Origin of the sequence: Arthrobacter sp. KNU-44 (assembly GCF_051843155.1) — a bacterium.
Lineage (GTDB): Bacteria > Actinomycetota > Actinomycetes > Actinomycetales > Micrococcaceae > Arthrobacter.
Genome location: NZ_JBPXNG010000002.1, coordinates 1,710,455 through 1,729,471, shown reverse-complemented (window position 1 = coordinate 1,729,471; position 19,017 = coordinate 1,710,455). Strand labels below are relative to the sequence as shown.

Sequence of the window (19,017 nt, the reverse complement as noted above, 5' to 3'; positions counted from 1 at the left end):
GTCAGCCGCCGGAGCTGTGTCGGTAGCCGCGGCCAGTGGCTGGCACGGCGGGTGCTTCGATGACCACGACGTGGCGTGCCCCGCCGGAGCCGGGGACTCGGCGGCCATCGGCGATGCATGCCCGTGGCGGGCCGACGATGGTCGCGTTGTGGCGGTGGGCGACGTTGGGCAGATCGCCGATGGCTTGGGAGATTAGCTCGGCGTCGGTCGTTGCCGTGCCAGTCCCCTCGATGACGGGCCAGACACCACGGAATAAGTGCGTCGGCGATGTTGGTTTGGGCTTTGGCCGCGTCATCGGTCCTCCTTTGGGTACGAAAAGGGCCGCTTTGCAGCGGCCCTGAATTGGTTTTGGCGCATCACGTTGGCGATGGCTTGGTCTTGCGTTGGGTTCCGGTAGAAGCGAGGCCCGCTGTCGTCAGCGTCTTGCCGACGGCGCACAGCGATATGGTGATCGCACCGCCCGCGGGTCCGGCAGATGCCGTGCGGACCTTTGCAACGCGAGCAGCAGTTGTCCGAGATCAAGCCGCGTCAGCCCTGTGCGTGATGTGATCGCGGATCTTCTGGGGTTGGAAGCCGGACCAGACTTCGTCACCCTCGATGGTTGACGTGATCACGACGGGCATTTGCCTGTAGCCGAGAGTTTCGGTGACGTAGCGGTAGGCAGTCGAGTCTTCCTCGACGTTCACGGATGTGAAGTGAATGCCTTCCTTAGCGAGCAAGCTTTTGGTCATGTCGCATTGGCGGCAGTCGTTCTTGGTGTAGACGACGACTGCGACGCCGTCGCGTGCCTGGATTCGGGCGGTGAGGTCAATTGCTTCGGTTGTCATGGTGTCCTTCGGGTGTGACGCGGCGCCCGCCAGGGGGTCCGGGCGCCGCGGGCATGAAAAAAGGCCCTCAATGGGGCCTTGCGTTTTGTAGTACGGGTGTGCGGTTATCCCCAACCGACGGATGTGTCCGGGGCGGCGCCCCATCCTTGGTCGGCCGGAGCAGCGGCCGGGATGTCGTTGGCGGGTGCTTGGTGCCAGCGGAGGTCTTTGCCGATGGTTTCGATGCGTAGCTGGTCTGCGCGGCGTTTCTGGCCGCCTTCGACTTCCCATTCACGTGTTTCGAGTTCGCCGTAGAGGATGACGTTGTCACCCTTCTTCAAGGTGTTCGAGACGTTGTCAGCGAGCAGCATCTTGCCTTGGTTCCATGCTCGGCAGTCCCAGAACTTGCCTGGCTTGTTCTCCCAGTCGTTCTTCTGCCGGTTGAACTTCCGGGGATTACTGATCACGGTTACTTTGGTGACCGCCGAACCGTCGTCCATGTACTTCGGGTCGGTTACCTCGTGAACTTTCCCGATGACGGTAATAAAGGTTTCGCCAGCCATTTATGCGACCATCCCGTCTTCGATCACAATCCCGCGGCCGTCGCCGTCACCAACCATTTCGATCCACACCTGGAAGTCGTGCTTGCGGGCGATGGATTCAACGAGCGCCAGGTTGTCGGAGTCGAGCAGGGAGCCGTCGGCGATGCGGATGACGCGAAGCTTCGGGTTCAGGGCGATGGCCATGGCAAGCGAGACGCGCAGCTGTTCGGCGCCGGATGCCTGCTTGAACGGCACGCCACGGTAAGTCACACCCGTGTCATCGAAGCCGAGGTCATCGATCGGGAAGACTGCAGCAGCGAGTCCATCAGCCTTCTGTTTGTCGATCTCGGCGATCGCTTCCGTGAGCTCGGCGGCTTCCTGCTCTGCGATGGTCAGATCGGCGCGCACCTTCTCGCCTACCTTGTGGTGGCGTACCTCGACGTTGATGTGCTCGGCGTTGTCGATCTGCTCTTGAATGGCTTCGAGGTCCACCTTGAATGGTGCCGTCTCGAAGCGCTTCTGCGCGTCCTTCAACTGGAGCTCGGCGTCTTCGAGTTCACGCCTTACCCGATCGACTTTCTCGGCCCAACCGTCGCGAGCAGTGCGGGCGACGTCGATCGCGTGGTTGAGCGTCTGCCCTGACCGGTACGCCGCAACGAGTTCGGAGACGCTGACCTCTTCGTCGGGCAGGTCGGCGGGCCGGGAAATGTAATCGGCGGCGCGGGCGGTGAGTTCCTTGACCTTGCGGTTGGCGTCGGTCCGACGTTCGAAGACGTCCTTTCGCTCGGCGGCCAGCCTGTCCGGGTCGAACGGCAGCTGCACGAGTTCAAGCAGCGTGGCCAGCTGGTCGCGGTCCGAGAGCTGCGTGAATGCCAGCGGGTCGAGGGACAGCCTGCCGAGCAGGTCATCAAGCTTCGCCTGACCTTTCGGGTACACGGCGCCGTCGCGAGACTTGACGAGAAGGGTCGGTCCGGAAGCGGTGAATTTGCGGGTGACGATGAGGTCTTCCGTTTCGAGGACGATCTCGGCGCGGTCCTCGCCGTCACGGATGGGCTTCGGCGTGGTCTTCCCGTTCACACCGCCCAGGGCTGCGGTGATGCTGTCGAGGATGGACGTCTTGCCCTGCCCGTTCTTCCCGGCGACGATGACGAGGCTGCCGTCCGGATCCGGGACGATCTCAACAGCCTTGAGACGTTTGTAGTTGGTGGACTCGAGGCGGATTATCTTGCTCATGTGGTCTGCTCCTGGTGGTTGTCTTCTCGTACTGATGCAAGGATTTTCTGCGCGTCCTCGGCGCTGATCTTGTTCGGGTGATCCCATGCGGCACCTATAACCTGCCCGGCCGCTGCTAGGATCTGTGGTCCGTCACCTTCATAACCGGCTGCGGTTAGTGCATTGGTGATTGCTTGCCATTGCGCTCGCCACGGTTCCGTTATTGGTTCGGACAGGACCGTTACCGCGTGCTGCTTGACCTTCTTCTGACTGATACGCACGGGGATGGTGAAAGGGGCCTCAATGTGCGACATGGCGATAACTTCGACGCCGCCGACCGGCTCGCCCGCGTAGATCACTTCGGGGTTGTTTACCAGCTTGACCAGCCGCCCAATCCACTTGTCGGATTCGGTGCCCCATGCGTGCGCGATTACGCGGAGCATCCCCTTAGATGGCTTCCACGGGCGGCCGTCCATGCCAACGAGGTCAACAATGACCGGCTTGGCCGCATCGCCTTTCCGGACATCCTTGATCGTTGCGACGATCGGCGACCCGGTGAGGTCCGAGGCGTTGATTTGGTCCGATTTGGCTACAAGCGCCTTTGATATGTCCATTAGAAGGTGATCTCCAGTTCTGGGAAGTGGTCGATGCGTTCGGTCATTGGCATGTCGGCGGTTGCTTCGAGGTAGTTGCTGACCATTTCAGTTGCGGTCTTCTCGAATTGCGCGGCTGCGTGGAGGATTGCTGTGTGCCATGCGGGGTCAGGGTAGATGCGCTTCACCCAGAGCTTCATGCCGCCGCAGTAGCTGGTGTAGTCGATCCATGCCCGGCCGGAGACGAGCAACCCGGTTTGCAGTTGCGCCATGTTCTCGGCTGGCACTTCATCAGCAAGGACTGTCTTAAGTTGTGCTTTCTGGGCCCGGCTTTTGATTTCGATTAGCCCTTCTTCACCGACGAGGCCGTCTGGTGAGTAGCCGATTTTGAAGCCGTCAAACTGCCGAATCATGAAGCCGAGCTCAGAGGCAGGCGCGTGATGTTCCGAATAGGCTTCTCTCGCGTATGGCTCGTCCAAGGTGCCGCGCTCCATCGCCCGAGATGGCTGTACGGGCTCGACGTGCCCTGTGATGCGTTCGGCGGCGAGAATCATGGTCAGGCCGCGTGACGTTTCGTTGTCGGCAACCATGTAGACGGGCGGCAACTCGGCCGCCCTGGCTGCCCGCTCGTCGTGCGGGGTCTTGATCGGCGTCGGTACTTTGCGGGCGCTGCTGATGCAAGGCTCGGCGGCGAGCGCCTGGCACTTCGGGCACTCGACGGCCAGCGCGTCGGGTAATCCCTTAGTGACGAGTTGACCGACGACGGACGCCGTGACGATGCCGCAGCGTGCAGCCAGCCATTCGGGCGTCCCCTGCTCTAGTTCCTTGAATATTTGCAAGCTCATGTGTCCCCAATCTGGGCATGAAAAAGGCCCCTCATGGGGGCCGTGGTTATCGGGTGCAGCCGCAGCGGCTGGCGGCGTCGGTTTGGGCGTCGTGGTTGACGGCGTTGCACCGGTCTGTGTGGTGGTGGCCGCACTTGGGGCAGTACGGGTTACCCACCGGATGCCCGCCCAATTTCTCGGATCCGGCGCGCCATAAGGGCGTTTGTGTGGGCGCGATGCTTGGCCCATTGTTCGGGGCCGCGGCATGCCCGCAGGTGGTCATTGAATGCTTGGCACTCAAGGTTGAGTGATCGTCGGATAGCAACTCGGTAGGTACGGCGAGTGAACTTCACTGGTCCGCCGCTAGGATTTCTTGTCGCAGCTCGGCCGGGAGGTTGCGAAGCTTCGCGATCAGCCTGTCGTTGCGCTCCGGGTCAAGACCGAAGTTCGGTAATTCGATCGGGCGGGTAGCGGTCGGAATCGTCACGGCGGCCGCAGCTACCTTGTTGGCGGCGATGATGACGCGGCGGGCCTCCATGACCGTGATGTTGTGCTCCCGGGCTTTCTTGAACACTTCAGCCGGCGCCGGGTTCGTCACCGGGTTACGGGCCATCAGCTCGGCGGTCATGGCATTTCCTCGGCTGTGGCTTGAACGGAGTGCTGGATGAGCGACTCGGGCACGGTGACGACGGCTTCCGGCGTCAGCGGCTCGAATGCGGCGGCCGGGACTCGGATCCGCACCTTGACGACGACACAGCCAGGTTCCAAGACGGCCGGCTTCCGCTGAGTCGATTTGATGACGCGCAACGGTCGATTCCAAACGCCTTCGGTTCGGCGCAGCTGCAGGTAGGTGTCCGCTTCGATGTAGCCGGTCATCGTGCTTCCCAAATGATGTGGTGGCGGCCCGGGAGAACGTGCGGGATCAGGTCAGCGAGTCGTCGGGTGAGCGTCCAGCGGTTGGCGCGGCGGGGTGTGGTGGTCATTAGAATCCGTATTCCTTTCGGGCGGCGTCCGCATCATCAGCGGCGCGGGTGTCACGCTCGGCGTCGAGCATGTCGTAATCAATGTCTTCCGGTTCCTCAAGCAACCGGTCGTGCCGCATGCTGGCCGGGATCATGGTCGCGGCGCCGAATATCGACGCCACAAGGACAAGAAACTGAAGACCGTTCATGGGGTTCCTTCTCTCTTCGTTTTGCGGGCCCATGATCGGGTCACGCCGTGCTTGCGGGACTTGCTGCTCGAGGTCTGGTAGCCGACGGCTTGGATAAGGCCGTCCTTGCGAGCGGCGATGAGAGCCTTGCCTGGCCAGTTCTTGTGGGCCGGAGGCCGCATTTCCCGGCGAAGGTCGTCGGCTGAGAACACCTCATGCGCGAGGGAGATTGCGTCGATCGTCGCCACGGCGTCCTCAATCCAGGTGTTGTCCTCAAAGACCGCCGCTTTCATGCGCAGCTCACCGCCGTCTCCCGTAGAAGGGTGTGGACGTCGGTGTACTCGTCGTCAGCCTTCATGCCGCCAACCTCCGCGCCGCGTTTGCTTCGTTCTGGGTGGCGCGTTCGGCGAGGACATTCTCGACGGCGGTTTCGCCTGTGGGATCTTGGTGGTCGAGGAAGAACGCGTCGAGGTCGACCGGGCCGCGTTCGTCGTGCAGCTTCTGCATGCGACGTGCAGTCTTCTTCATCTCGGAAAATGTGGCGGTGATGCCGTGCTTGGCGTTGTAGGTGGCGAGTTTGGACAGGTAATCAGTGCTTTTGGGCATGACAAATAGACCCTTCTTCTCGCAAAGAACACGAGAGTGATGGTTAGTTCATGGAGATTGCCCAGATGCGGGCGAAGGGTGCCAGAATTGGCGAGGCCGACTATGCGGGGAGCGGAGCGGGCTAAGCGCTCTTCATGAGGCGCTTGATGTTCTGTCGCTGAGTCCTGGGACGTTCAACAGGTTTGGTTGCTGGCGTGATGAATGTCTGGTAGTCGGACCGGCGTATCCGGTATCTGTTGCCGTGCTTCGTTGCCAGAAGTTTCCCACTGTTGATGCAGCGGTAGACGTAGTGCTCGTCCATCCGGAGCGCCTGGGCAACCTCGGTGACAGTCAGCAGTTCATCGTCCTCGTTCACGCCGCGTCCTCAACGGAGTATCGGTTGATGAAGTAGGCCTGCCCTTTGCCGGTTACCTTGGGCGTCTTGGACACGGTCACGTGTCCGTCCGAGTGGGTTACTGCCGTTTCCTTTACCTTGAATAGTTCAAGTTCCATGGCGCGCTGGGTTGGCATGTTCCAGTCGGTGCCCTGACGCCTGATCAGGTAACCGTCTTCGCGGAGCTGCGCGAACAGACGGTTAGCGCCGATCATGATGCCATTGCCGCGGAGGATCTTCGCCAGATCACCGACGAGGATGGTCGTCTCCGAGGTAGCCACCGAATCGGCGAAAAGGACTTTGGGGGCATCGGCCGCGACCTTCGCGGCCAGAGCCTCACGGGCCTCCACCTCCGCGGCGTAGGCTCGAAGGGCCTGCGGAAGCGTCTGCGGAATGGCCTGAACCCCATAGCCGCCGGTCTTGCGGATCTGAGGCAGAACCTCATGGGTTACCCACCGCTTGAACTGACGAACTTTCTCCATCTTGGCCTCGATCTCAGCCTGATGCAGGCCGCGGGCCTTCTGCGGTTGCAGGGAGAACAGGAGAGCATAGAGCCCGGATTCGTTGATCGTCGACAGCATCTGGCGGCCGCCAGGGGTGTCAATCTGCGTACCCCCCTTGTCCTCTACGTCTACAACCTGCATGGCGCGGTTGCGGTTGGTGACTCCGAAGTAGTCGCAAACATCTGCGGCGACGAACCATGGCTCGCCGTCGATGGTGACAGTGCGAACAGGGGACTGGTTGAAGTTGAAAGTGGTAATCTCGGACACCTGATTCCTTTCTCTAGGTTTTTCTCTTGGCCCTCAGCTATGCCAGTAGCTGGGGGCTATTTCTTTGCAGAGAAGTCGGGGTAGCTGATTGCCTCCATAGGAACGCCAAGACCAACGGCAATTTTGCGCAAAGTTGCCGGAGATACCTCGCGGGATCCGTTTTCTACGTGACTAAGTGAGCCCTTGCTTACTTCTGCTCGGGCGGCGAGGTCCATGTGTCGTATGCCGAGTGCCTCGCGAATTACTCGGACTGCCGCACCGTTAACTCGGCGCTTCATCGCGGTTTCCATAGTGAAAACTCTAAGCAACTAAGCGCAACTTAAGCAAGTTACGCAACAAAGTTCTTTCGCAAACCGTGTAATTTCCGGAAAGTTTGCCTTGCGAAGTTGCCTTGAGTTGCCATAACGTGAGGGTATGGAGATTAGCGCAGAAGACTTGAGGCTCACGAGGAACCACTTAGACCTGACTCAGGCAGAGCTTGCCGAACGCCTGGATGTGTCACCGCGGACGATCGTGAACTGGGAAACCAGTGGCGTCCCGGCCCGTCGCGTGCCGCGAGTCGAAAAGCTTATTGGTGGTGCTATCCGTGAAGCTCTCGACCTCGAAGCGTCGTTCCAGTCCTTTAAGGAGACCCTGCCGCCTGAAGAGGTTCAGAACCGATGGGCCGAGGAAGGCAGTGCAGCGCAAGAGGCTGAACCCGCAAAGCCCGCAGGCTTCCCAGAACCTGGACTTCATCCCGAAGCAAGACGGGCGCACTTACTCATGCCATTTTCTGACACTGACCTACTCAATGAGCTTAGAAGTCGGGCATCTCGAAGGGGCGACAGGGCCTCGAGTTGGAATGCCGAGAGGTTTGAGCGGTACCAAGAGTTCATTAACCCGAAGTGGGTCGAACTGGCCGCTAAAGAAGGCGACCCTGACGAGGATCCTGACTACTCAAAAATGTCGGAGCAGGGTGCTTATGATTTGGCGGCTTACAAGGGGGACGAAAATATTGCACACGACGATCTACCGCATGAACCCTAGGGTTGTTGCCCATCGGATGGGGGTGCGTGTGAGGACCGCTGTGACGCCGGCCGGTTGGTGGGGTGCCTATGACCATCAAAGACGGCTTGTCACGCTTCGGCCTGGTTTGGGACCGATCCAGTCAGCGTGCACGCTGATGCACGAGCTGGGACACGCCTATTACGGACATGTGGGGGTGACCGGCAAACAGGAGGCCTTGGCGAACAGGTGGGCGGCCTGCCGGTTGATTGAGTTCGACCGCGTGTTGACGGCGGCGGCAGTGCAACAATCAACTGTGGCAGTGGCTGCCGAGCTTGGCGTCTTGCCGAGCGTGCTCGAAACGTACCTTCAGACGCTCACAAAGTCTGAGCTTGGTGCCGTTCGTGAAGCTGCGTTGAGGATGGCCGCATGATGGCCAGAACGGGCGATTCTAGATGTTGACGCCGTCAACAAAACCCGCAAAATCGGCTTCCGGATCACAAAACCGCATGCAGTCGTTTCCCGCTAGATATACGCAAAAACAGCTTTATGACGCGATATTACGCGGGGGTTCAAATCCCCCATTCTCCGCGTTTGTGGTGAGTCGAGACATCCTTCATGGATGAGTCGGGTCATCGGTAACACCCCGGTCTTCGGACCGGGGTGTTTTTCTTTGTCTGGGTTGGTAGCCGCGGGCGGGGTCGATGGTGAGTTCGCGGATGATCTCTCCGGTGGCCGTGTCGCTGATCGTGACGTCCGTGTCGTGGATGAGCATCAGGACGTGTTTGCCGGCGTAGGCCCGCCCGATGCCGATGTGGCGGAGCCGTCCGGCGTGGCGGAGGGTGAGTTTCCCGAACCGGTCGACGCGGTCGATGCGGCGGCGCCAGTGGTCTCCTTGTTTCGCTCCGGACGGTGCTGCTTTGGGGGTCGCGGTGTAGGCCTCGTGCGGTGTTCTGCGGTTCAGGGCCCGGTGGGGGCGTTCGTGGTTGTAGATGTGGCGGAACTTGTCCAGTTGTTCGTTCAGGTCCGCCAGGGTGTGGGCGCGGGGCTGGCCGGTGAGCCATTTCTTCAGGGTCTGATGGAAGCGTTCGATCTTTCCCTGGGTCTGCGGGTGGCTGGGTGAGCCGTTTTTCTGGGTGATGCCCAGGGCGTGGAGCTGGTGTTCGAAGGCGTTGCGCCCCCCTTTTCCGCCGGCCAGGCGGGTGGTGTAGACCATGCCGTTATCGGTCAGGGTCCAGGCCGGCAACCCGTGTTCCGCGGCGGCGGCCAGGAAGGTGGACACCACCGCAGTGACGGTGACGGGCGTGAACGCGGCGCAGGCGAGCAGGTAGCGGGAGTGGTCATCGAGGAAGTTCAAAATCTCGGTATCGGTCCCGTCGGCCAGGGCCCAGTGGGTGAAGTCGGACTGCCAGGTTTCGTTGGGCTGGGGCGCCTCGAAGCGGTGCAGGGAGGACTTCGGGCGTTTCTTCGGCTCCGGGGCGATCAGGCCCGCGGTGTGCAGGATCCGGCGGATCGTGGAGGTCGACGGCGCGTGTAGTCCTTCACGTCCAAGGTGCCAGGCGATCGTCACGGGCCCGGCGTCCAGGCCGGCAGCGTCCAGTTCCCGCCGCAGGGCCTGGACCCGGCCGGTGACAGCGTCGGTGGTTCGGCGCGGGTTGCTCAGCGGGCGTTTGGACCGGGGCTCGACGGCGTCGATGCCCCCTTCGGCTTCGCGCCTGAGGAGTTCATGGACCCAGCGGCGGCTGACTCCATAGCGGCGGGCCGCATCCGCGACGCTCAGGCCCTGGTCACGGACTGCAAGGACGATCACTTTCTGCTTCGACATGAAACATGCTCGCCGCGCCCGGGGCGTGAACGATGTCCCGACTCACCGGTGAAGCGTCAACCGGGAACGATGACCCGACTCATGTGTGAACTATGTCGTGAAACTACACACCCCATTCTCCGCGTTTGGCCCCGGTCTTTTGGACCGGGGCCTTTTTGCGTTCCGGCTCTATTCGAATTGCCCCTGCGGGCAGAATGATCGTGCAGAATCCGAGGGCGCCAGCCAATCAACCCCTGCCCTACATCCGTTCCGCAGCCACCCGTTCCAGCACTTCGCGGCACGCCAGGATTGCCGGGTGGATCCGGCCGGCGGTGCGCGTTGAGGTGAAGACTGTCCGCTTCGGGAGTCCCGGCAGGTCAAGCAGTTGGACCGGCGTGGTCCGCCCCGTCCAGACGAGGTCCGGCATGAGGGCCACGGCATTGCCGGACTCGATGAGCCGGATTTGCGCTTGGAGGTCGGCGGTTTCGTAGCGGACGTCGGGCTCGAAACCGGCGGAACGGCATGCTTGCTCCGCCCAGTGCCGGGACGCCGCGCCATGCGGTTCCATGACCCATGGCAGCGCAGCCGTGTCCGCGAGTGAGGAGATCGATTCGCCGCCAAGGCCAATCGGGGGAGTGGCCAGCCTGATGGCGTCGCTGGTCAGGGTTGCGCGGTCCAGGCCGGGATGGTGCGGTGCCGCGTGTCCGGGGTATTGCTCGGCCACCACGATGTCGAAGTCGCGGGCCCACGTTTCATAGAGCGCAGTCTCGGGTTCGCGTTGGATCATCTCTACGCGCACTTCGGGGTACTCGCCCTTCATGATGGTGAGGAAGTCCGGCATGAGGGCCAGGGCGGCGGTTTGGAACACGGCCAGCCGCACTGTTCCCGTCACTGTGGAGAGAGACGCCGCGAGATCCGTCTCTGCCCGCTCGAGGGTGGCCAGCAAGGATGCCGCGTGCTCCACAAGGATCTCGGCCTGCGCCGTCAGCTGCACGCGTCGCCCCGACTTTCGCAGCAGTTTCACGCCGGCTTCCTTCTCCAGCAAGGTCAGCTGCTGGGACACCGACGACGGGCTGTACTTCATCGCGTCGGCCACTTCTGCGAGCGTTCCGCGGATCTTCAATTCGTGCAGCAGGCGCAGCCTGCGGACATCCAGCATTCGGCTCTCCAGAAGGGTCGAGAAATCTAATGAATATTCTTCAGAAAAGATCGCTTTTCCTAATCTGATTGTAGATCCATACTGATGGAAACAAAGCCCTCTCCGCACCAAAAGGAACGAAGCGCATGAGCACACCAACCCGGGATTCGAGCATCGACGCCAGGACGCAGTCCACCCCGGAATCCGGACACCTCCAGGAGTTGGCCCACGAAGCCATCCAACTGGTTCGACACTGGCTCACCGAAGCCTCGAAGGTGCCCGTTGACGTTTCCGCCCAGCGCCTCGCCGGCGTCCTCAAGGACCCGAATGGCCTGGACTTCACGGTGGGATTCGTCGACGGCGTCATCCGCCCAGAGGATCTGACCGTCGCCGGCCGCAACTTGGCGAAGCTTGCCCCGAAGGTCCCGGCCTTCCTGCCCTGGTACATGCGTGCCGCCGTGCGCACCGGCGGTGTCATGGCTCCGGTTCTTCCGCAGGTAGTCATTCCGATCGCCCGCAAGGTCTTGCGCGACATGGTGGGCCACCTGATTGTGGACGCCACGGACGCCAAACTGGGCCCGGCCATCGCCAAGATTAAGCAGAACGGCGTCCACCTGAACGTGAACCTGCTGGGCGAGGCCGTCCTGGGCGAACGCGAAGCCAGCCGCAGGCTTGAGGGAACCCTCAAGCTCCTGGCGCGTGACGACGTCGACTACGTCTCCATCAAGGAGTCCTCCACGGTGGCCCCGCACTCGCTGTGGGCCTTCGATGAAGCAGTGGACCACGTGGTCGAGAAGCTCACGCCGCTCTACAAGCTGGCTGCATCGTTTCCCAAGCCCAAGTTCATCAACCTGGACATGGAGGAATACAAGGACCTCAGCCTGACCATGGCCGTGTTCACCCGGATCCTGGACAAGCCCGAATTCAAGAACCTCGAGGCCGGGATCGTGCTCCAGGCCTACCTCCCGGACGCGCTCTCGGCCATGCAGGAACTGCAGGAATGGGCTGCGGCACGCCGGGCAAACGGCGGCGCTCCCATCAAGGTGCGCGTCGTCAAGGGTGCCAACCTGCCCATGGAGCAGGTCCAGGCGTCCATCCAGGGCTGGCCGCTCGCAACGTGGGGCACCAAACAGGATTCGGACACCAACTACAAGCGAGTCCTCAATTACGCGCTCACCCCTGAGCACATCGATGCGGTCCGCATCGGCGTCGCAGGCCACAACCTCTTCGACGTTGCCTTCGCGTGGCTGCTGGCCAAGGAGCGCGGGGTCACGGAGGGCATTGAGTTCGAAATGCTCCTCGGCATGGCCACGGGCCAAGCCACGGCTGTCCGCAAGGACGTCGGCAGCCTCCTGCTGTACACACCGGTGGTGCACCCGGGCGAGTTCGATGTCGCCATCGCCTACCTGATCCGCCGCCTCGAAGAAGGCGCCAGCCAGGACAACTTCATGTCCGCCGTGTTTGAGCTCAGCGAGAATGAAACCCTGTTCGAACGCGAGAAGCAGCGCTTCCTCGCCTCCCTCGCGGAGCTGGACGACGCCGTTCCGGCCCCCAACCGCACACAGGACCGCAACAAGCTTGCGGCCGCCATGCCAAACCATGGTTTCGCCAACACGCCGGACACCGATCCTGCCCTGCCCGCCAACCGGGCCTGGGGCCGTGCCATCCTGGAGCGCATTACGGGCTCCACCGCCGGCAACGCGATCGTTGAAGCCAGCAAGGTCAGGGACGCCCAGGAGCTGGACCGCATTATTGCCACCGCCGTCGAACACGGCAAAGCTTGGGGAGCCATGCCGGCCGCCGAGCGCGCAGCCATCCTGCACCGGGCAGGCGACATTCTGGAATCCCGCCGCGCCGAACTTCTTGAGGTCATGGCCTCCGAGACCGGCAAGACGATCGAACAGGGCGACCCCGAAGTCAGCGAAGCAATCGACTTCGCGCACTACTACGCCGAGCGTGCCAAGGACCTGGAAACGGTCGACGGCGCCACGTTCGTTCCAGCGAACCTCACCGTCGTGACCCCGCCGTGGAACTTCCCGGTGGCGATTCCCGCAGGCTCCACGCTGGCGGCACTCGCGGCGGGATCCGCCGTCGTGATCAAACCGGCAAAGCAGGCCCGCCGCTCCGGTTCCGTCATGGTGGACGCACTTTGGGAAGCTGGTGTGCCGCGCGAAGTGCTGGCGCTCGTGCAGCTCGAAGAACGCGAGTTGGGCACCCAACTGGTCTCGCACCCCAGCGTTGACCGCGTGATCCTCACCGGTGGCTACGAGACCGCCGAGCTCTTCCGCTCCTTCCGGCAGGACCTCCCGCTGCTCGCGGAGACCTCGGGCAAGAACGCCATCATCGTCACTCCGCACGCGGACCTCGATCTCGCCGCCAAGGACGTCGTGTACTCGGCTTTCGGGCACGCCGGACAGAAGTGCTCCGCCGCTTCGCTCGTGATCCTGGTAGGCTCCGTTGCCACCTCCGAGCGCTTCCACAACCAACTCGTGGATGCAGCCCGCTCGCTCAAGGTGGGCTACCCGGAACAGGCAACCACCCAGATGGGCCCGATCATCGAGCCGGCCAACGGCAAGCTCCTCAACGCCCTGACAACCCTCGGCGACGGCGAGACCTGGGCCGTGAAGCCGGAGAAGCTCGATGAGAGCGGCCGGCTGTGGTCCCCGGGCATCCGGTTCGGCGTCAAGCGCGGATCCTACTTCCACCTGACCGAATTCTTCGGCCCGGTCCTCGGCGTGATGACCGCGTCCACCTTGGAAGAAGCCATCGCCATCCAGAATGAGATCGAATACGGCCTCACCGCCGGACTGCACTCGCTCGATTCCGATGAAATGGGCGTCTGGCTGGACACCATCCAGGCCGGCAACCTCTACGTGAACCGCGGCATCACGGGCGCCATCGTCCAGCGGCAGCCATTCGGCGGCTGGAAGAAGTCGGCCGTGGGCGCAGGCACCAAGGCCGGCGGACCCAACTACCTGGTCGGACTTGGCAGCTGGCTCCCTGCCGAGCCCGCCGCGAAGCGCGGTGCAACGCTCAAGGGTGCGGCGGCTTCGATCCTGGCCGCGGCCAAGGCCGCAGGCCCGCTTGTTGAGGCCAGCGACGCGGAGGCCCTGCAGAAGGCGCTCTTCAGCGACGCCGCGGCATGGGCCACGGAATTCGGCACCCGCAAGGACGTCTCCGGCCTGAGTGCCGAGCGCAACGTCTTCCGGTACCGGGCCTTCCCCGTGACCATCCGCTTGTCCGAGGGCGGGAAGCTCGTGGACCTGCTTCGCGTCGTGGCAGCCGGGGCAGTGGCGGGTTCGGCACTCACGGTGTCTACCGCCGTCGAGCTTCCCGAAGCCGTTATCGCAGCGTTCGCGGGACTCGGGGTGAGCACCCGCATCCAGAACGACGCCGAATGGCTGGCTTCCGCGGCAGGCATCAACGGTGGCCGCATCCGCCTGATCGGCGGGGACAGCAGCGCGCTGAGCGCCGCCACCGGCGGTCGTCCCGACGTCGCGATCTACCACGGCACGGTGACCCCGGCCGGACGCATCGAGATGCTGCCGTTCCTGCACGAGCAGGCCATCAGCATCACGGCGCACCGCTTCGGCACGCCGAACCACCTGTCGGACGCGCTGATCTAGCGATTCCTCAAAAAGCCCGGCGGGACGGCACCAGCCGCTCCGCCGGGCTTCTTTGCGTCTAAGCCTCGTACCCCAAGCGCCGCAACCGCTGACGGGCGGCCTGCTCGCTGGGGCCGCTGCGTCCCAAAGTGAGGCGTACGACGGCGAGGACCACCCGCGCGGCAAGAATCGACGGCAGCGGGATGGGGCCAAAACGGGCCTTTTCCAGCCCCAACAGTTCCCGGTACCGGGGCTCAAGGCTGGACACGGCCGCGGCGAACAAAATCCGGTAACCGGGTTGCAGCGACGCTTTCAACGGGGGATATCGGATGAAATCGATGGTTTCCCGGAGCCGCTCGTCGGCGCGGAGATGTCCGGAGGCGTACCAGCGGTCCATTTCCGCCGTCACTTCCGCGAGGCTCAGGGGAGGGTCCTCGACTCCCATCAGGCGGCCGGCCTGGGCCCACTCGCGGATGTAGGCGTCGGCGCCGCCGGGGACCGCACCTCCCCAGATCCGGTGCGCGGCCACGAAGGAATCCGCGTAGGCAACGTGGACCCAGCGGAGAAGCTCGGGGTCGTTGGCTGAATACTCGCGGGCCTGTCCGTGCGCGTCAACGTAGCTGCCCTTGACGGAATCATGGACCCGTCGCACGAAATGGGTTGCCGTGTGGGCTGCGTCCATGGAGCCGTAGCTCACGGTGAATATCCAGCGGATGGTATTTGCCAGCCGGCCGAGGGGATCCCTTTTGAAGCCTGAATGGTCGTATACGCCCGCCAGGGCACCAGGGTGCAGGGACTGCATGAGCAGCACCCGGATTCCCGCGACGATCGTGGACATGGACCCGTGGACGGCCCAGACGGCCGAGCCGGGAAGGTGGTATCCGGGGTCGTTTCCCTCCGCAAGCCGCAGCACCCAGTCAGGCGTGGACTGCGGGTGACCCGTAAAAGTCATCCGCAGCTCCGCTTGCCACTTCTTCAGGAAGTTGACCATGGTCCATTGTTGCGCAGCATCCTGTTGGCGCAAGGGGCCGACGTGTTAACGCAAAAAGTGCCGGCCAGCTGTGGAAACAGCGGGCCGGCACCTTTTACGCGAGTCCGCTTAGGCCGCGGGTTGCTCGGCAAGCGCCCGACGGCGGCGTGCCGGGGACGCTGCCACCAGCAGCGCCGCGATTGCCACGGCAGCGCTCAAGACCAGGCCGGGCCGGTACTGATCGAGCATGGCCGCGGCGCTGAGCGTGTTGCTGGTGCCTGCGCCGGTGTCATGCCCGCTCACCAGGGCCGTCGTCACGGCAAGGACAAGGGCTGCACCAACCTGCGTGCTGGTCTGGATGAGTCCGGCGGCCAGCCCCTGCTCCGAATCCCGGATTCCAGCGGTGGCTTGGACGTTGATGGATGGGAAGGCCAAGGCGAACCCGATGCCCAGCAGGATCACCGAGGGCAGGATGTCCAGGACGTAGTTGGGTGAGGTTCCCACGCGGAGGAACAGGACGTAGCCCAGTCCCATGGCGGTCAGGCCGGTGAGGATGAGCTTCGGAGCTCCGAATTTCTCGATGAACCTATCCGCGAAGGGTGCGCTCGTTGCCACCAGGAGCCCGGTGGGAAGCAAGGCAAGTGCCATGCCCAGGGGAGACCAGCCGAGGACCGATTGCAAGTACATGGTGAGGATGAACTGGAAGCTCAGATAGGAACCGAACAGTCCAACCGCACTCAGGTTGGCGCGCGCCACCCAGCCTTCACGAAGGATGCCGAAGCGGATGAGAGGGTGCTTGACGCGGTTTTCGATGACGGCGAAGGTTGCCAGCACGGCAGCAGAGATGGCGAATCCGGCGATTGTTGCCACAGATCCCCAGCCCTTCTCCGGAGCCGAAACCAGGGTGTACACGAGGCCAAGCATGCCGAGCGCGAGGGTGACTGCGCCCCAGACATCATGGCCACTCTCTTCCGTGGACGGCTTGTCCCGGGGAATGAACAACATGCCGAGAAGCACGACGGCGACGGCGATCGGTACCGATACGAGGAAGGTCCAGCGCCAGCTCAGGCTGGTCATGAGCCCGCCAACCACCAGCCCGAGTGAGAAGCCGCTCGCGCCGAACGTGGTGAAGATGGACAGCGCCTTGTTGCGCTCACGGCCTTCATCGAAGTTGGTGGTGATGATGGAGAACCCGGTAGGGGCGGTGAACGCTGCGGCCAGGCCCTTGACGAAGCGCGTCGCGATCAAGAGGGTGGGATCGTTCACGAGGCCGCCGAGGAGTGAAGCCGCAGCGAACACGGTCAAGGCGATCAGGAAGATCCGACGCCGGCCCAACAGGTCGGCGAGCCGCCCGCCCAGGAGCAACAGGCTCCCGTAGCCCAGGACGTAAGCGGAAACGATCCACTGCAGGGAATCGGTTCCGAGGTGGAGTTCGTGGCCGATGGAGGGAAGGGCCACGCCCACCATGGAAACGTCCAGGCCGTCGAGAGCCAGGACCGTGCACACCACCATTAGCAGCAGCCACTGGGCCCGGGTCCAGCGGACGGCTGTATGGAGCTGCTCGGCAGATCTAGTGAGGGTGCTTGGGGAAGTCATGGAAATCAATCTATATGACGCGTCATTCAATGACAAGGAATATGACTAGGAATCTTATGACGTGGACTTTATTTGGGGTTTCGACTAGAATCGCACCATGGCAACAACGCAGGATCGCCAGCTGGTTGAGCAATGGCGCAGCATCCAGAACTCGTACTTCCGCACCGCGGCCGCCATCGACCGCGCCCTCGAAGCCAAGTTCGACATCGGCCTCAACGAATTCGAAATCCTCGATCTCGTTGCCGAAAGCGTCGACTCCGCCTGCCGCATGAAGGCACTCGGGGAGCGGACTCCCATGACCCAGAGCGCCGTCTCCAAGGTTGTCGACCGCTTGGAGAAAGCCGGACTCGTCTCGCGCGTAACCTGCGCGGATGACCGCCGCTCGTTGTACCTCGAGCTCACCGACGCCGGCCGCGCGCTGCATTCGGATGCCGCCGTCGAGCACCGCGCGCTGCTGAAAGAGAACCTCGGCGAGTAGCCCGCTACGGTCCGGCGAGTGTTTCGCGGACCGGCCAAGTATGAAGTCGAGTGTTCCCAATCAATTTCATAGCGGCCACAATGGGACAAGCGCGCCCGTACTGGGGATGAGCGCCTGTCTCAGGAGCCGCTGTGGGAAAGCATCATGAGTCTGACCGGATTGTCGATCTGGTGCTCACAAGAAAATTTGGACGGGTCCTTTCGGCCTGCTTCCTCGCTGTCGTGGTGATCCTCGCTTTTGGTTTCCAGGGCCCGGGCTTGGGCGGACCGGCAAGGGACAGATCCTTGGCCACGGGCCAAGTCGAACCCGGCATGCTGCCCACCGATGGTGCCGCGTCCAGCGCGCAGGAGGCCGCGCCTCAAAGCGTGACATCGGCCCCGGTCCAGGCAGGTGACAAAGCCACGGTGTTTTTTGAACGTTCCCCGGTCCAAACCCTCGACAAGAACGGCGTCGGCACTCTCAACGTCTCGTCGAGTTCCCTCGACCGGCCCCCTGCCGGTAAACTCTACGCGCCGCTGGAAACGCTGCTTCCGAGCTCTCCCTTCGGGTTGAGGATCGATCCTTTCACCGGATTACCGGGTGAGTTCCACTGGGGCCAGGACTTCGCCGCGGCTTGCGGCACGCTCGTCTACGCAGCCGACTCCGGCGTTGTCCGGGCCGTGGGTTGGCACCCGTGGGGTGGCGGCAACCGCGTGGAAATTGATCACGGCAACGGCCTTGTCACCACATACAACCACCTGCAGGGAATTGCAGTGACCAAGGGGCAATCGGTCCGGGTAGGCGAGGTCATTGCCAGAGTGGGAACCACGGGTTCCTCGACCGGTTGCCACTTGCACTTCGAGACGATCCTCAAGGGCGTTTACACCAACCCTATGAACTGGACGTTCCTGCCAACCAATCAGGTGGATCCCCTCGGCGATATCCCGATGGTCAGCTACCAGCCAGGTTCCGCCACCGCGACCTCGGCGGGGTCTGTCTGGTCCATCCCCGGGGCCGTGCCGACTGACCCGGGAGCCGTGCCCTCGAGAGAGGCGGTGACCGGCGGAGTGCAGGAAGCGAAGGTTGTGCCGCCGAGCCCGTCTGCTACAGGCAAGCAAACGCCGACGGCGTCACCCACTGGTAGTCCGACGGCGAGTCCGACTGGCACCCGAACGGGGACGCCGAGCCCGACCGCGACGCCGACTGCCACCCCGAGTGCGCCGCGGACTGGCACCCCGAGTGCGCCGCGGACTGGCACCCCGACCGCGACGCCCTCGCCGAGTGCCACTCCCACTCCAAGCAAGACGCCGAGCCCTACCGTGACTCAGGCTCCCACCGTGACCGCACCGCCCACGGTGACGGTACCGCCCACGGTGGCGCCGACGTCGAGCCTTCCCGCGCCGGTACCGACCGTGACACACACCCAGTCGCCCCCGCCGGCGCCCACGACGCCGGCACCCATCAAACCCACGCCGTCAGCGCCCGCCAGCCCCAAGCCGTCGGCTACCGTAACTACCAAAACCACCCCTACGGCCCCTTAGCCGTAGAAGTCATCGCCTTCCTGGAGCCCGTCCAGCCGCGCGTAGA

At 63.1% G+C, this 19,017-nt stretch carries 23 protein-coding genes; 5 read left to right on the top strand and 18 right to left on the bottom strand.

Annotated features, from left to right (window positions below; all coding sequences use genetic code 11):
- Position 1: 1 nt before the first annotated feature.
- The 14 genes from ACSVHC_RS08835 to ACSVHC_RS08770 form a co-directional block, all read right to left on the bottom strand.
- Positions 2-295 carry a hypothetical protein gene (locus ACSVHC_RS08835; RefSeq protein WP_439180831.1) on the bottom strand — a complete coding sequence of 98 codons (294 nt, stop codon included), beginning with the start codon at positions 293-295 and terminating at the stop codon, positions 2-4.
- A gap of 223 nt (positions 296-518) precedes the next feature.
- A complete protein-coding gene (locus tag ACSVHC_RS08830) occupies positions 519-827 on the bottom strand; it encodes a glutaredoxin family protein (RefSeq protein ID WP_439180830.1) in 309 nt (102 codons plus the stop codon).
- 104 nt (positions 828-931) lie between these two features.
- Positions 932-1,369: a single-stranded DNA-binding protein gene (locus tag ACSVHC_RS08825; protein ID WP_439180829.1), complete on the bottom strand. Its 438-nt coding sequence runs from the start codon at positions 1,367-1,369 to the stop codon at positions 932-934.
- The gene (locus ACSVHC_RS08820) at positions 1,370-2,581 is read right to left on the bottom strand and encodes an AAA family ATPase (protein WP_439180828.1); all 1,212 of its coding nucleotides are present in this window, start codon (positions 2,579-2,581) and stop codon (positions 1,370-1,372) included.
- Positions 2,578-3,174, bottom strand: a complete 597-nt coding sequence (locus ACSVHC_RS08815; protein WP_439180827.1) for a hypothetical protein — start codon at positions 3,172-3,174, stop codon at positions 2,578-2,580. The genes ACSVHC_RS08820 and ACSVHC_RS08815 overlap by 4 nt, the downstream gene beginning before the upstream one ends.
- Positions 3,174-3,998, bottom strand: coding sequence for a YqaJ viral recombinase family protein (locus ACSVHC_RS08810; protein ID WP_439180826.1), 825 nt, complete (start codon positions 3,996-3,998; stop codon positions 3,174-3,176). The genes ACSVHC_RS08815 and ACSVHC_RS08810 overlap by 1 nt, the downstream gene beginning before the upstream one ends.
- Before the next feature lie 328 nt (positions 3,999-4,326).
- The gene (locus ACSVHC_RS08805) at positions 4,327-4,605 is read right to left on the bottom strand and encodes a hypothetical protein (protein ID WP_439180825.1); all 279 of its coding nucleotides are present in this window, start codon (positions 4,603-4,605) and stop codon (positions 4,327-4,329) included.
- Positions 4,602-4,853: a hypothetical protein gene (locus ACSVHC_RS08800; protein ID WP_439180824.1), complete on the bottom strand. Its 252-nt coding sequence runs from the start codon at positions 4,851-4,853 to the stop codon at positions 4,602-4,604. Before ACSVHC_RS08800 ends, ACSVHC_RS08805 begins: the two co-directional genes overlap by 4 nt.
- A 106-nt stretch (positions 4,854-4,959) precedes the next feature.
- Positions 4,960-5,148: a hypothetical protein gene (locus ACSVHC_RS08795; protein ID WP_439180823.1), complete on the bottom strand. Its 189-nt coding sequence runs from the start codon at positions 5,146-5,148 to the stop codon at positions 4,960-4,962.
- Positions 5,145-5,420, bottom strand: a complete 276-nt coding sequence (locus tag ACSVHC_RS08790) for a hypothetical protein (RefSeq protein WP_439180822.1) — start codon at positions 5,418-5,420, stop codon at positions 5,145-5,147. The genes ACSVHC_RS08795 and ACSVHC_RS08790 overlap by 4 nt, the downstream gene beginning before the upstream one ends.
- Before the next feature lie 61 nt (positions 5,421-5,481).
- Positions 5,482-5,733: a hypothetical protein gene (locus tag ACSVHC_RS08785; RefSeq protein WP_439180821.1), complete on the bottom strand. Its 252-nt coding sequence runs from the start codon at positions 5,731-5,733 to the stop codon at positions 5,482-5,484.
- Positions 5,734-5,854: 121 nt separating this feature from the next.
- Positions 5,855-6,088, bottom strand: coding sequence for a helix-turn-helix domain-containing protein (locus ACSVHC_RS08780; RefSeq protein WP_439180820.1), 234 nt, complete (start codon positions 6,086-6,088; stop codon positions 5,855-5,857).
- On the bottom strand, positions 6,085-6,876 hold the full coding sequence (locus ACSVHC_RS08775) for a phage antirepressor (RefSeq protein WP_439180819.1): 792 nt from the start codon (positions 6,874-6,876) through the stop codon (positions 6,085-6,087). Before ACSVHC_RS08775 ends, ACSVHC_RS08780 begins: the two co-directional genes overlap by 4 nt.
- A gap of 56 nt (positions 6,877-6,932) precedes the next feature.
- Entirely contained in the window at positions 6,933-7,154 is a 222-nt protein-coding gene (locus ACSVHC_RS08770; protein WP_439181381.1) for a helix-turn-helix domain-containing protein, read from the bottom strand.
- Positions 7,155-7,290: 136 nt separating this feature from the next.
- Here ACSVHC_RS08770 and ACSVHC_RS08765 point away from each other — a divergent pair, with 136 nt between their 5' ends.
- Together ACSVHC_RS08765 and ACSVHC_RS08760 are read left to right on the top strand one after the other, a co-directional pair.
- Complete coding sequence (locus ACSVHC_RS08765) at positions 7,291-7,902, top strand: helix-turn-helix transcriptional regulator (RefSeq protein WP_439180818.1); 612 nt, start codon at positions 7,291-7,293, stop codon at positions 7,900-7,902.
- Entirely contained in the window at positions 7,838-8,293 is a 456-nt protein-coding gene (locus ACSVHC_RS08760; protein ID WP_439180817.1) for an ImmA/IrrE family metallo-endopeptidase, read from the top strand. Before ACSVHC_RS08765 ends, ACSVHC_RS08760 begins: the two co-directional genes overlap by 65 nt.
- A gap of 183 nt (positions 8,294-8,476) precedes the next feature.
- Here the strand turns inward: ACSVHC_RS08760 and ACSVHC_RS08755 are convergent, their stop codons facing one another.
- A complete protein-coding gene (locus tag ACSVHC_RS08755; protein ID WP_439180816.1) occupies positions 8,477-9,685 on the bottom strand; it encodes an IS481 family transposase in 1,209 nt (402 codons plus the stop codon).
- Between the two features lie 238 nt (positions 9,686-9,923).
- The gene (locus ACSVHC_RS08750) at positions 9,924-10,823 is read right to left on the bottom strand and encodes a LysR substrate-binding domain-containing protein (protein ID WP_437772254.1); all 900 of its coding nucleotides are present in this window, start codon (positions 10,821-10,823) and stop codon (positions 9,924-9,926) included.
- A gap of 125 nt (positions 10,824-10,948) precedes the next feature.
- On the opposite strand from ACSVHC_RS08750, the gene ACSVHC_RS08745 reads away from it, so the two are divergent.
- A complete protein-coding gene (locus ACSVHC_RS08745) occupies positions 10,949-14,428 on the top strand; it encodes a proline dehydrogenase family protein (RefSeq protein ID WP_437772255.1) in 3,480 nt (1,159 codons plus the stop codon).
- Positions 14,429-14,486: 58 nt separating this feature from the next.
- On the opposite strand, the gene ACSVHC_RS08740 is transcribed toward ACSVHC_RS08745, so the two are convergent.
- Positions 14,487-15,398 carry an oxygenase MpaB family protein gene (locus ACSVHC_RS08740; RefSeq protein ID WP_437772256.1) on the bottom strand — a complete coding sequence of 304 codons (912 nt, stop codon included), beginning with the start codon at positions 15,396-15,398 and terminating at the stop codon, positions 14,487-14,489.
- Between the two features lie 108 nt (positions 15,399-15,506).
- Positions 15,507-16,973, bottom strand: a complete 1,467-nt coding sequence (locus ACSVHC_RS08735; RefSeq protein WP_437772257.1) for an MFS transporter — start codon at positions 16,971-16,973, stop codon at positions 15,507-15,509.
- Positions 16,974-17,070: 97 nt separating this feature from the next.
- Between ACSVHC_RS08735 and ACSVHC_RS08730 the strand changes: the two genes are divergently transcribed.
- Together ACSVHC_RS08730 and ACSVHC_RS08725 are read left to right on the top strand one after the other, a co-directional pair.
- Positions 17,071-17,451, top strand: coding sequence for a MarR family winged helix-turn-helix transcriptional regulator (locus ACSVHC_RS08730; protein ID WP_364540001.1), 381 nt, complete (start codon positions 17,071-17,073; stop codon positions 17,449-17,451).
- Between the two features lie 131 nt (positions 17,452-17,582).
- On the top strand, positions 17,583-18,971 hold the full coding sequence (locus tag ACSVHC_RS08725) for a M23 family metallopeptidase (protein ID WP_439180815.1): 1,389 nt from the start codon (positions 17,583-17,585) through the stop codon (positions 18,969-18,971).
- The last annotated feature ends 46 nt before the right edge of the window (positions 18,972-19,017 follow it).